General features: G+C 73.7%; 6 protein-coding genes and 1 pseudogene. 3 read left to right on the forward strand and 4 right to left on the reverse strand.

The features are described from left to right. Window positions 1-9: 9 nt before the first annotated feature. Window positions 10-1,137, forward strand: a complete 1,128-nt coding sequence (gene dusB, locus E4N63_RS22615; RefSeq protein WP_125625596.1) for a tRNA dihydrouridine synthase DusB — start codon at window positions 10-12, stop codon at window positions 1,135-1,137. Window positions 1,138-1,188: 51 nt separating this feature from the next. On the opposite strand, the gene E4N63_RS22620 is transcribed toward dusB, so the two are convergent. After that, complete coding sequence (locus tag E4N63_RS22620; protein WP_125625601.1) at window positions 1,189-2,685, reverse strand: trehalase family glycosidase; 1,497 nt, start codon at window positions 2,683-2,685, stop codon at window positions 1,189-1,191. 618 nt (window positions 2,686-3,303) lie between these two features. On the opposite strand from E4N63_RS22620, the gene ppdK reads away from it, so the two are divergent. Together ppdK and E4N63_RS22630 are read left to right on the forward strand one after the other, a co-directional pair. Further along, window positions 3,304-6,054 carry a pyruvate, phosphate dikinase gene (ppdK, locus tag E4N63_RS22625; RefSeq protein ID WP_230241564.1) on the forward strand — a complete coding sequence of 917 codons (2,751 nt, stop codon included), beginning with the start codon at window positions 3,304-3,306 and terminating at the stop codon, window positions 6,052-6,054. A gap of 631 nt (window positions 6,055-6,685) precedes the next feature. Then, window positions 6,686-7,744, forward strand: a complete 1,059-nt coding sequence (locus E4N63_RS22630) for a helix-turn-helix transcriptional regulator (protein WP_125625598.1) — start codon at window positions 6,686-6,688, stop codon at window positions 7,742-7,744. Here E4N63_RS22630 and E4N63_RS22635 read toward each other — a convergent pair. The 3 genes and pseudogenes from E4N63_RS22635 to E4N63_RS22645 all read right to left on the reverse strand — a co-directional run bounded on the left by E4N63_RS22635 (window position 7,722) and on the right by E4N63_RS22645 (window position 12,986). Continuing rightward, window positions 7,722-8,879: an alkaline phosphatase PhoX gene (locus E4N63_RS22635; protein WP_230241565.1), complete on the reverse strand. Its 1,158-nt coding sequence runs from the start codon at window positions 8,877-8,879 to the stop codon at window positions 7,722-7,724. The two genes, E4N63_RS22630 and E4N63_RS22635, sit on opposite strands and share 23 nt — an antisense overlap. Before the next feature lie 299 nt (window positions 8,880-9,178). Then, a complete protein-coding gene (locus tag E4N63_RS22640) occupies window positions 9,179-10,159 on the reverse strand; it encodes an oxidoreductase (protein WP_230241566.1) in 981 nt (326 codons plus the stop codon). Between the two features lie 54 nt (window positions 10,160-10,213). Further along, window positions 10,214-12,986, reverse strand: a pseudogene (locus E4N63_RS22645) (glycoside hydrolase family 3 N-terminal domain-containing protein). Window positions 12,987-13,012: the final 26 nt, after the last annotated feature.

The raw sequence follows: 13,012 nt of genomic DNA on the forward strand, positions 1-13,012 counted from the left end.
AGCCGCCCGATGACGCAGTTGCAGATCGGCCCGCACCCCGTGCAGCCGCCGGTGGTGCTCGCGCCCATGGCCGGAATCACCAACGCGCCGTTCCGCACGCTCTGCCGGGAGTTCTCCGGCGGCAAGGGCCTCTTCGTCAGCGAGATGATCACCACCCGGGCGCTGGTCGAGCGGGACGCCAAGACCATGCGGCTGATCCACTTCGACGGCACCGAGAAGCCCCGCTCCGTCCAGCTCTACGGTGTGGACCCGGCGACCGTCGGCAAGGCCGTCCGCATGATCGCCGACGAGGGCCTGGCCGACCACATCGATCTCAACTTCGGCTGCCCGGTGCCCAAGGTGACCCGCAAGGGCGGCGGGTCGGCGCTGCCGTACAAACGGCCGCTGCTGCGCGCGATCCTGCGCGAGGCCGTCGCCGGCGCGGGCGGGCTGCCGGTCACCATGAAGATGCGCAAGGGCATCGACGACGACCACCTCACCTACCTCGACGCCGGGCGGATCGCCGTCGAGGAGGGCGTCACCGCGATCGCCCTGCACGGCCGGACGGCGGCCCAGCACTACGGCGGCACCGCCGACTGGGAGGCCATCGCCCGCCTCAAGGAGGCCGTCCCGGAGATCCCGGTGCTCGGCAACGGCGACATCTGGTCCGCCGCCGACGCGGTGCGCATGGTGCGCGAGACCGGCTGCGACGGTGTGGTCGTCGGCCGCGGCTGCCTGGGGCGCCCCTGGCTGTTCGGCGATCTGGTGGCGGCCTTCGAGGGCGGCGGCGAGACCGCGGCGCCGTCCTTCGGGGAGGTCGCCGCGGTGATGCGGCGCCACGCCCAGCTGCTGGGGGAGTGGCTGGAGGACGAGGCGCGCGGCGTCATCGACTTCCGCAAGCACATCGCCTGGTACACCAAGGGCTTCTCGGTCGGCTCCGAGCTGCGCAGGCGGCTGGCGACCGCCTCGTCCCTGGCCGAACTGGACGAGCTGCTGGGCCGCCTGGATGCGGACCAGCCCTGGCCGGCCCACGCGGACGGACCGCGCGGGCGCACCTCGGGGCGGAACCGGGTGGTGCTGCCGGACGGCTGGCTGGCCGATCCGTACGACAGCGCGTGCGCCGGAGCCGACGCGGAGCTGGACACCTCGGGCGGCTGACGCCGCCGGGTCTCCGCGCGCCGTGCGCTGTGCCGCGCGCCGTGTCCCGCGCTATGCCTCGCGCCGCGGGGCCGCTCTCCGCACCGGGCTGACCCGGACCGGTACCGGGTCGCGCTCCCCGGGGGCGGGCTCCGGCTCGCCGTCCTCCGGGCCGAGCACCGCGGCCGCCTCGGCCGCGGCGACCACCGGGGACCGCACCGCGCGCGGTGCCGTGACGGGCTCCTCGTCCCGGGCGCGGTCGGCCGCCGTCAGCAGGTCGAGGGCGAGCGCGGCCGTCCAGCCGAAGTCCCGGCTGCCGCGTGCCAGTCCGCTGTGCGGGTCGACGTACTCGGCGAAGCCCGAGGCGTCGGCCGCGGTCAATGTCGCGGCGCGCAGTTCGTCGGCCCGTTCCACGGCGCCGTACTGCCGCAGCCCGCGCTCCAGCAGCCAGTTGATGTTGAACCAGGCCGGGCCGCGCCAGTAGCGGGACGGGTCGAAGGCCGCTCCGCGCAGGTCGTAGCTGGGCACCAGGCGTACCGTGCGGCCGAGGCCGAAGTGCGGGCCGGTGGCGGTGGCCAGCAGCCCGGCGACGACCTCGTCGGGCAGCCCGGGCACGGCGAGCGGCAGCAGCCCGGCGGCGCTGAGCCCGTAGAGCGGTTCGCCGCCCACCACGTCGTGGCCCCGGAAGATCTCCGCCTCCCGGTCCCACAGGTGTTCGACCAGGGAGCGGGTGAGGCGTTCGGCGCGGGCCCGGTGCTCCGCGGGATCGGCGCCGATGTCCGCGGCGATCCGGGCGAGGGCGTGCTCGGCGGTGATGAGGAGCGCGTTGAGGCCCACGTCCTCGACCGCGAAGGAGTGCGGCGCGTCATCGCGGTAGCCGTGGTCGCGGTAGTCGGCGGCGAGCCGGACGTAGCGGCCGTAGTCGAGGTCGGTGGGCCGGTCGGCGAGATCGCAGTGGTCGAGGTCCGCGCGCCGGAAGGTGCTGCGGCAGGCGGGTTCGACGCGTTCCAGCGGCGCGTCCCAGCAGGGGCTGTTGTCCATCCCCGACTCCCAGGGATGGACGAGGGAGACGAGCCCGTGGCCCCGGAGGTCGCGGCGCTCCACCAGATAGCGGTGCCAGGCGGCCAGCCGCGGGTAGAGCCGGGCCAGGAAGCCCTCGCGGGCGGAGGACTCCGGGTCGGCCTCGTGGACCAGCCAGGCGGCCAGCGCGTGGACCGGCGGCTGGACGAGGCCGGAGGTCTCGGTGCGGGCGGGAGCCCCGGCGCCGGAACCGGCCCGTGAGGAGCGCCAGAACTCGGGTCCGGGGAAGTAGGCCCCGGCCGGCACCTCCGGGTTGAAGACGATGTGCGGGACGCGGCCGTCCTCCCACTGCGCGTCGAGCAGCGTGGACAGCTCGCGCCGGGCGCGGCCGGGGGAGAGGTGGCGCAGGCCGATGGCGATGAACGCCGAGTCCCAGCTCCACTGGTGCGGATAGAGGCCGCGGGAGGGGACGGTCGAGGTGCCGGTCCAGTTGTCCGCCAGCACGCGCTCGGCACCGCGGCGCAGTGCGCCGGGGCCGGGCCGGGGCATCGAGGGTCGCGGGAGGCGCAGCTTGCCTGAGGGGGCGACGCTTTCCACGAGAGGCTCCGGGGCTCCGAATGGGGTGGGTTCCGACGCGAACGAACGTACAGGAGGGTTTTGTCCAGTCACAGGGCAAAAGTCTCACTGTGATGTGCGCCTCAGCCGGGCCCGATGGCCATCTCGCTCATACGAGCGAACGGCCGCCCTCCTGTGTCCATGTCGTGAGATGGGGTACTCGTAGGGTGCGTGATTCTCGCCACTGTGATCGGAGGTTCGCTCAGATGAGCGTTTTGCGGCGGCCTGCACCTCTCAAAGGGTGGCACTGGGTGCCACCCGGCTTGCCTTCAAGAGGTCGCGGAGTGCGTCACGCACCGTGCAACCCTCCCGACCGTCCGGTGCCTCACCGCCGGTTCCCCGCCCGTGTGAGTTCATTTCCTGAACGCATAACGATTCCGCCAGGAGGCGTAGCTCACTTTCGATCCCGTGGCAGATGCGGGGTTACAACCGGATGACCACCGAGTGGACGTACTCATCAACCTTCGATCTGGGTACGCTCCCCGCCGTCAGGGCAGCCCCTCCCCCGAACCGCTCCGAGGGGGAAACCCACCACGAGGAGTGCGAGATCCCGTGTCGGAAACCACGAACCCCCATGTAGCCGCAGCCGAGCAGCGGAAGTTCGTTTACGACTTCACCGAGGGCAACAAGGATCTCAAGGATCTGCTGGGCGGCAAGGGCGCCAACCTGGCCGAGATGACGAACCTCGGTCTCCCCGTGCCACCGGGGTTCACCATCACCACCGAGGCGTGCAAGGTCTACCTGGAGACCGGCGCCGAGCCCCCCGCCCTGCGCGACGAGGTGAGCGCGCACCTCGCCGCCCTTGAGGCGACGATGGGCAAGAAGCTCGGCCAGGCCGACGACCCGCTGCTGGTCTCCGTCCGCTCCGGCGCCAAGTTCTCCATGCCAGGGATGATGGACACCGTCCTCAACATCGGCCTCTCCGACGCCTCCGTCACGGGCCTCGCGCAGCAGTCCGGTGACGAGCGCTTCGCCTGGGACTCGTACCGCCGGCTCATCCAGATGTTCGGCAAGACCGTGCTCGGCGTCGACGGCGACCTCTTCGAGGAGGCCATCGAGGAGGCCAAGCAGGCCAAGGGCGTCACCGTCGACATCGACCTCGACGCCGGCGACCTGCAGCGGATCGTCGAGCGCTTCAAGGGCATCGTGCGGGAGGAGACCGGCCGCTCCTTCCCGCAGGACCCGCGCGAGCAGATGGACCTGGCCGTGTGCGCGGTCTTCGACTCGTGGAACACCGACCGGGCCAAGCTGTACCGCCGCCAGGAGCGCATCCCCGGCGACCTCGGCACCGCCGTCAACGTCTGCTCCATGGTCTTCGGCAACCTCGGGCCGGACTCCGGCACCGGCGTCGCCTTCACCCGCGACCCCGCCAGCGGCCAGCAGGGCGTCTACGGCGACTACCTGCAGAACGCGCAGGGCGAGGACGTCGTGGCCGGTATCCGCAACACCGTGCCGCTCGCCGATCTCGAACAGCTGGACAAGAAGTCCTACGACCAGCTGATGGAGATCATGGAGACGCTCGAAACGCACTACAAGGACCTGTGCGACATCGAGTTCACCATCGAGCGCGGCCAGCTGTGGATGCTCCAGACCCGGGTCGGCAAGCGCACCGCCGGTGCCGCCTTCCGGATCGCCACCCAGCTCGTCGACCAGGGGCTGATCGACGAGGCGGAGGCGCTGCAGCGCGTCAACGGCGCCCAGCTCGCGCAGCTGATGTTCCCGCGCTTCGACGAGTCCGCCGCCTCCGAGCAGCTCGGCCGCGGCATCGCCGCCTCGCCCGGCGCCGCCGTCGGCAAGGCCGTCTTCGACTCGTACACCGCGGTCAAGTGGTCCCGTTCGGGCGAGAAGGTCATCCTCATCCGCCGCGAGACCAACCCGGACGACCTCAACGGCATGATCGCCGCCGAGGGCATCCTGACGTCCCGCGGCGGCAAGACCTCGCATGCCGCCGTCGTCGCCCGCGGCATGGGCAAGACCTGCGTCTGCGGCGCCGAGGAGCTGGAGGTCGACACCAAGAGGCGCTGCCTGACCGCCAAGTCGCCGGACGGCAAGGGCCGGGTCGTCGTCGAGGAGGGCGACGTCATCTCCATCGACGGCTCCAACGGCAAGGTGTACCTCGGTGAGGTCCCGGTCGTGCCGTCGCCGGTCGTGGAGTACTTCGAGGGCCGGATGCACGCCGGCGCGGAGGACGCCGATGACCTGGTCAAGGCGGTGCACCGGATGATGGCCTACGCCGACCGCGTCCGCCGGCTGCGGGTCCGCGCCAACGCCGACAACGCCGAGGACGCCGCCCGCGCCCGCCGCTTCGGCGCCCAGGGCATCGGCCTGTGCCGCACCGAGCACATGTTCCTCGGCGAGCGGCGCGAGCTGGTCGAGCGGCTGATCCTCGCCGACACGGACGAGGAGCGCGACGCGTCGCTGAACGCGCTGCTGCCGCTCCAGAAGGCCGACTTCGTCGAACTGTTCGAGGCCATGGACGGGCTGCCCGTCACCGTACGGCTGCTCGACCCGCCGCTGCACGAGTTCCTGCCCGACATCACCGAACTGTCGGTGCGCGTCGCCCTCGCGGAGGCTCGCAAGGACTCCAACGAGAACGACCTCCGGCTGCTCCAGGCCGTCCACAAGCTGCACGAGCAGAACCCGATGCTGGGTCTGCGCGGTGTACGCCTCGGACTCGTCATCCCGGGCCTCTTCGCCATGCAGGTCCGGGCGATCGCGGAGGCCGCGGCGGAGCGCCGGACGGCCAACGGCGACCCGCGCGCCGAGATCATGATCCCGCTGGTGGGCACCGTCCAGGAGCTGGAGTTCGTCCGCGAGGAGGCCGAGCGGGTCATCGCCGAGGTGGAGGCCGCCGCCGGCGCCGACCTCAAGCTGACCATCGGCACCATGATCGAGCTGCCCCGGGCCGCGCTGACCGCCGGACAGATCGCGGAGGCCGCGGAGTTCTTCTCCTTCGGCACCAACGACCTGACCCAGACGGTGTGGGGCTTCTCCCGCGACGACGTGGAGGCCAGCTTCTTCACCGCCTACCTGGAGAAGGGCATCTTCGGCGTCAGCCCGTTCGAGACCATCGACCGCGACGGTGTCGGCTCGCTGGTGCGGAACGCGGTCGAGGCCGGGCGGGCCACCCGTCCCGACATCAAGCTCGGCGTCTGCGGTGAGCACGGCGGCGACCCGGAGTCCGTCCACTTCTTCCACGAGGTGGGCCTGGACTACGTCTCCTGCTCGCCGTTCCGCATCCCCGTCGCCCGCCTGGAGGCGGGCCGGGCGGCGGCGGAGAGCCTGGGCAGCGACAGCCGCTGATCCGGAGCACGGCCGAACCGGAGCCGGCCGCCGCGGCCACGACCCTCACCGGCGGCGGCCGGGCCCGGGATCCCCGGGCGAAGGGGGCGGTGCCTGTGCGGGGCGCCGCCCCCTTCCGCATGCCGGGGCACGGGCCGGGCCGCGGAGCCGGCGGCCGAGTGGGCGGCCGCGGGGGCGGAGGCGGCCGGGGCGGGCCGGGCGCCGGACCGATTGCCACCGCTAATTTCTCGCCCCTTTCCGGGGCCGGTTCCATGGCGTGTCCCGGGACGGGGGGAGAAATGTTCTGAAATTCAACCTGACCGGAAAGCGCATTCCGCACCGGAAGGGACAGGCCCGGACGCCGGGCCGCACATAACTGGACTCCCGCGGTCCGGCGAGCTCGAGAATCACCGGACCGCGGTCCTCCACCCCATCGGGCCCATGGGCGGTACCCAGCCGCCCGGAAACGGTTTCCGCACTGCCCCCACGACAGCCTCACAACCGTTTCCCGGAGCCCGACGGGTCCCACCCTTCCGTGGGGCGGCCGTCCCCCGCGACCCGTTTCAACTGTGGCCAAAAGCACGTGGTGACCCAATGTATGCAGGTGCATACTCGTCGGGAAGCCGGACGGGGGGATACTTGTGGGGGTTTGGTGCTACGCATCCATTTCACCGGACGCGACCTCGGGCGCATACGCATAGCCGCGCGCCCGGACGCCTTGTGGGAAACGGTTCTGAGTTTCCACCGGCTGCGCGACAAACGTTCCGCGGCGGTCTTCGGAGAATGGCGGAGGGAGACCCGGGCACGCTTGAACGGTGAAGGACGGCTGCTCGCCTCCCTGGTGCCCGTGCGCGGCTATTTTCCCGACTTTCTGACACCGCCCGAGGGTATTTGCGGGATGGAGCCCGCCATGGAGGCGCTCCGCGAGACCCCGGAGGAGCGCCTCCGCCGGGACCTCGGGCTGCTCGCCGCCGCCGGCGGCCACGGCCCGCACGGGCCCGCGCCGCGGCACGAGGGACTGGCCGCCGGGCGGCCCCGGGCCCTGGGCGATCTCATCGCGGCGCTGCGCGGCTACCACCGGGCCGCCATCGCCCCGTACTGGCCACACATCCGCGCGCAGATCGAGGCCGACCGGGCCGCCCGCGGCCGGGCGCTGCTCGACGGCGGCGCCGACCGGCTGCTGGCCTCGCTGCCCCCGGCGATGCGCTGGCGTCCGCCGGTGCTGGAGGCCGACTACCCGGTGGACCGGGACCTCCGCCTGGACGGCCGGGGCCTGCTCCTCCTGCCGTCGTTCTTCTGCCGGGTCACCCCGGTCGCCTTTCACGACCCGGAGCTGGCCCCGGTGCTCGTCTATCCGGTGCAGCACTCCGGGGAGAGCGCCGCCCCGGCACCGCTGCGGCCGTACGCGGCCGGGGTCGGCTCGCTGGGCAAGCTGGTCGGCCAGACCCGGTCCGCCGTGCTGCGCACCATCGAGGGCGGGTGCACCACCGGCGAGCTGGCCCGCCGGGTCGGCGTCTCCCCGGCCTCCGCCAGCCAGCACGCCAGTGTGCTGCGCGACGCCGGGCTGGTGGTCACCCTGCGGCACGGCAGCGCCGTGCTGCACACCCTGACGCCGCTCGGCGCCGCCCTCCTCCACGGCGGCGCCGATGTGCCCCCGCCCACGGCAGCCGCGGGCCTCCGGGCCGCCGCTACGAGCGGAACGGGCCGGTGATCTCGTAGGTGATGCCGCCGGAGGAACGGCCGCTGGTGCCGCGCTGGCTGGAGAAGTAGAGCCGGCTGCCGTCGGGGGAGAAGGCCGGTCCGGTGATCTCGGACGAGGACTGGCCGTCGACGCGCAGGAAGGGCGCCACCACGTTGTCCGGGGTGATGACGCAGATCTCCATATTGCCGCCGTCCTCGGCGACGTAGAGGTCGCCGGAGGCGGTGCGGGTGACGTTGTCGACGCCGGTGAGCGGTGTGCCGCCGCTCACCAGCGAGTCGTCGTAGGCCAGTTCGATGGTCTCGGCGGCCGCGTTGTACTGCCAGACGCGGTTGTCGCCCTTGGTGGTGAACCAGCAGGTGCCGTCGGCGTAGTGGCAGCCCTCGCCGCCGTTGAAGCGTTTGGCGCCCGAGACCTGGTTGCGGGTGGCGGCCGAGGCGCCGCTCGGGTCGGGCACGGTGGCCCAGGTGACGGGGCCGGAGGTGCCCGGCCCCATCCTCAGCACCTCCAGCGTGCCGGAGGAGAGGTCGCCCCACGTGGTGGGCCGGAAGCGGTAGAAGCAGCTGTCGGAGACGTCCTCGGTGAGGTAGACCACCTTGCGCACCGGGTCGGCCGCCGCGGCCTCGTGCTTGAAGCGGCCCATGGCGTCCCGGCGGACGGCCTGCTCCACCCCCCACGGGTCGGTCTCGTAGACGTAGCCCCGGTCGACCTCCTCGCAGGAGAGCCAGGTGTTCCAGGGGGTCTTGCCGCCCGCGCAGTTCTGCCGGGTGCCGGAGAGGATGCGGTGCGCGCCGGTGATCGAGCCGGACGAGGAGAAGCGCACGGCGCCCGCGCCGCCCGAGGGGTTGATCTCGGAGTTGGAGACGTAGATCCACCCGCTGCCGTCGGCGTAACAGGCTCCGCCGTCGGGGGCGTTGTGCCAGGTGTACGAGGTGCCGGAGACCTTGTGGCCGGACCGGGCGATCACTCTGCTGCTGAAACCGGCCGGCAGCCGGATGCCGTTGGCGTCCGCCGCTCGCAGGGCCCCGTAGGGACCGCTGCCGGGCTGAGCGGGTGCCGCGTACGCGGCACCGCGCCAGAGACTGCCGCCGAAAGCCGCGGCCGAACCGCCGATGACGGTGGTGCGCAGGAAGGTACGACGTTCCACGGATCCTCCCACCAGGATCGTGTCTGCCCCGCGCCGGACCGGACGCGGAGTCGGTGTCCGGGAGTCTGTGCGGCGGTAGTTGACTGAGCATCAACAAGCGGTGACGGGCGGGCGGCGGAGCGGGGACGACCGCGGCGGAACCGGGCACGGCTTCCCCCGCGGCCCGGACGGCACGCGGGCGTGGTGGCTCCCCGGCCGCCCCGGGCGCCGGGCCTGCCTCGCGGGCCGCTCCTGTCCCGTGGCGGGGCGGGACCGGAAAGAGGCGGGAAGCGGCGGGAAGGAGGGCGCGCTGCCGCCGCCTACACCGCCGGAGGCACGTCCAGGGCCGCGTAGCGGACGCCGGTGAGTTCCTCCGAGCGCTGCCACAGGCGTTCGGACGCCGCGTCGTCCAGCGTCCGCGCCGCGCGCCGCGCGGGCGCCGGTCCGCCCCGGGGAGGCATCGTGCGGCCGGGCCCGTAGAAGCCGTCCGGACGGACGTCCGGGGCGGTGGCCGCGTACAGCGTCGGCAGCGCGCCGGCCGCCGCGGGCTGGGCCAGCAGCCGGCCGCCGAGCCCCATCAGGCGCTCGGTCCCGCGGCGTCCCTCCATCCGTGGGCCCGCGGTCTGCAGATTGGTGGCGGCGTAGCCGGGGTGGGCCGCGGCGGCCACCATGTCCGAGCCGGCCCGCCGCAGCCGGCGGGACAGCTCATGGGTGAAGAGCAGATTGGCGCTCTTGGAACGGGCGTAGGCCGTCCACCGGCGGTACGGCTCCTCGCCGGAGGGATCGCCGGGATCGCCCGTGCCGGGCAGCAGGTGCATCGCGCTGGAGACGGTGACCACCCGTGCGCCCGGTGTCGCGAGCAGGGCCGGCAGCAGCAGGCCGGTGAGGGCGAAGTGGCCAAGGTGATTGACCCCGAACTGGGTTTCGAAGCCATCGGCCGTGCGCCGGTACGGCAGCGCCATGACACCGGCGTTGTTGATCAGCAGGTCCAGCCGCGCGGTACCGCCGGACCCGGACCCGCCGCTTCCGCCGTCCCCGAGGAAGGCGCCGGCGAACTCCCGCACGGAGGCCAGGTCCGCCAGGTCGAGCCGGGCGAGCCGGACCCGCGCGCCCGGAATCTCCTCCGCGATCCGGGCCTCGGCGGCCCGGCCGCGCGTCTCGTCCCGGCAGGCGAGCACCACCTCGGCGCCGTGCCGGGCGAGTTCGCGGGCCGTGACGAGGCCGAGGCCGCTGTTGGCGCCGGTCACCACGGCTGTGCGGCCGCTCTGGTCGGGGATGTCGCTCACGCTCCAGCGCCGCACGCCCTGCTCCTCGGATCGGCTGGTGGCGGGCCGCTCACACGGCCCGCCGTCAGCCTAGAGGGACCGCACCGGGGGCGCGACGGCCACGGTGCCGTTCTCCTCGCGCGCCGGTTCCGGCGCCGCCGCGGCCGTGCCCTGCCCGGGCACGCCCAGCCGGTGCACCATGGCCGCGCAGACCATCCGCCGGCAGTGCCCGACGGTGCGCTCCGCCCCGTTCAGCCGGACCCGGGCCGTGTGCCGGATGTCGGCGCTGGACGCGGCGAGCCGCAGCTCCAGGTCGCCGGGCTCCACGATGCGGCGGCCGTCGCGCGTGGTGTACGCGGCGAGGTCGGTGTGGAAGCCGAACCGCACCTCCGCGGCCTCGCCCGGCCCGAGCGGCACCCGCGCGTAGCCGATGAGGCGGTTCACCGGCCGGGTGGTCCGGGCCACCGGGTCGTGCAGATAGAGCTGGACGGTCTCGGTGCCGGGCCGGTCGCCGGTGTTGCGCACGGTGAGCCGGACGGTGGCCTCCCCGTCGGTGTCCAGCAGGACGGTCCCGTCGCCGTCGGCCGTGGAGGCCGCGGAGCCGTCCGCGGCCTCCACCGCACCGCCGGTCCACGCGAACGAGGTGTACGACAGGCCGTGCCCGAACGGGTAGAGCGGCGTCGGGTCGAGCGAGCTGGCCTCGTTGTGCAGCCCGAGCTGCGGGGCCAGGTACGTCCAGGGCTGGCCGCCGGACCCGTACGGCACGCTGACCGGCAGCCGTCCGGAGGGGTTGACCCGCCCGGACAGCACACCGGCGACGGCCGGCCCGCCCTCCTCCCCGGGGAAGAACGCCTGGACGACGGCGGCGGCCGGGGGCGTGCCGCCGGAGCGGCCAGGGCCGGCGTACCGGCCGAGGGCGTACGGGCGTCCGGTCAGCAGGACCAGCACGACCGGGGTGCCGGTGGACAGCAGGGCGTCCAGCAGCGCACCCTGCGCGCCGGGCAGTTCGAGGTCCGCGGCGTCGCAGCCCTCGCCGGAGGTGCCGCGGCCGAAGAGACCCGAGCGGTCGCCGAGCACGGCCACGCAGACGTCCGCCGCGCCGGCCAGTCCGACCGCCTCGGAGAGCAGGTCCTCCTCGGCGCCGAGGAGTTCCGCGGCCGTGGGCAGCCCGGCCCCTCCGCCGGAAGCGGTCTCCGGCTTGCTGAGGACGCCGCCGAGGGACGGGGAATCCGCGCCGGCGACGCCCGCGGCCACCGCGCCGGACTTCTCCGGCTCCGGCGGTACGCAGCCGGCGGCGTGCGAGATCTCCGCTCCGGGCAGGGCCTCCCGGACGGACTCCAGCAGGGTGGGGACCTCCACGCCCAGCGGCAGTTCGGGGTGCTCGACGCCGACGTGGCGGGGGAAGGTGTAGCAGCCGAGCATGGCGGCCGGGTCGTCGGCCATCGGGCCGATCACGGCGATCCGGGAGCCCGGGCCGTCGGTGAGCGGCAGCAGTCCTGCGTCGTTGGCGAGCAGCACGACGGACTCCTCCGCCAGCTGCCGGGCCACCGCCCGCATCTCGGCCGGGTCGAAGTCGACACCCGCGGCGCCCGGAACGGTGCCCGGCCGCAGGGCCGCCTCGCGGGCGGCGGTCAGCGGGGCCACGGCGCCCGCGGTATCCGCCGTGCCCGCGGCGTCCGGGGCGGTGTCCGCCGCCGGGCGGCGGGGCCGGTGACCGCGGCGGGCGGGCGGCGAGGGCGGGCGGGGCCGGGTCCCAGTCCGGGTCGAGGAGGCCGAGTTCGCACTTCTGCCGGAGGACGCGGGTGACCGCGCGGTCCACCAGGGACTCGGGGACGTCCCCGGCCCGTACGGCGTCCAGCAGAGGGGTGCCGTAGCAGCGGACGGCGGGCAGTTCCACGTCCACGCCGGCGGCCAGGGCCATCCCGGCCGCCTCCCGGGGCGAGCCGGCGACGTGGTGGGCCGACTCCAGGAAGGAGATGCCGAAGTAGTCGGCGACGACCGTGCCGGTGAACCCCCACTCGTCGCGCAGCAGTTCGGTGAGCAGCCAGGAGTCGGCGGCGGCCGGCACCCCGTCGATCTCGTTGTACGCCTGCATGACGGAGCGCGCTCCGCCGTCCCGTACCGCCAGTTCGAACGGCGGCAGCAGGACGTCGGCCAGTTCGCGCCGCCCGGCGGAGACCGGGGCGTGGTTGCGGCCGGCGCGGGAGGCCGAGTAGCCGGCGAAGTGCTTGAGGGTGGCGATGACGCCGCTGGACTCCAGCCCCCGCACATAGGCGGTGCCGATGGTCGCCACCAGGTACGGGTCCTCGCTGATCGACTCCTCGGTGCGGCCCCAGCGGGGGTCGCGCACCACGTCGAGGACGGGGGAGAGGCCCTGGTGGATCCCGGCGGAGCGCATGGTGGAGCCGATCAGCTCCGCCGCCCGGCCCACGAGCGCCGGGTTGAAGGAGGCTCCCCAGGCCAGCGGGGTCGGGAAGACGGTGGCGCCCCAGGTGGTGAAGCCGGTGAGGCACTCCTCGTGGGCGATGGCCGGGATGCCGAAACGGTTCGCCGCGGCGATCCGGGCCTGGGTGCGGGCCAGGGCCGCGGCGCCCGCCGCCGGTTCGAGGGGCGCGGTGCCGAAGGCTCTGGTGAGCTGGCCCAGTCCGTGCCGGATCAGGGCGTCGAGGTCCGCCGGCTCGTCGGACGCCGTCATCTCGTGCTGGAGAGGGGCGACGTCCTCGCCCTCGGAGTCGGAGCCGGGCCAGATGCTGAACAGCTGAGCGAGCTTCTCCTCCAGGGTCATCCGGGCGAGCAGGTCGCTGACGCGGTCCCCGGCGGACAGCGAGGTGTCCTGCCAGGGGCCTTTCGTCTCGGGGTGCATGGGACTCCTGTCCGGCGCATGAGGTG

Origin of the sequence: Streptomyces sp. MNU89 (assembly GCF_020982505.1) — a bacterium.
Taxonomy (GTDB): domain Bacteria; phylum Actinomycetota; class Actinomycetes; order Streptomycetales; family Streptomycetaceae; genus Streptomyces; species Streptomyces xinghaiensis.

Bases quoted from the DNA above. Each gene is read 5' to 3' on its own strand.
- dusB (WP_125625596.1), top strand. From the start codon at position 10: ATGACGCAGTTGCAGATCGGCCCGCACCCCGTGCAGCCGCCGGTGGTG.
- E4N63_RS22620 (WP_125625601.1), bottom strand. From the start codon at position 2,685: ATGCCCCGGCCCGGCCCCGGCGCACTGCGCCGCGGTGCCGAGCGCGTG.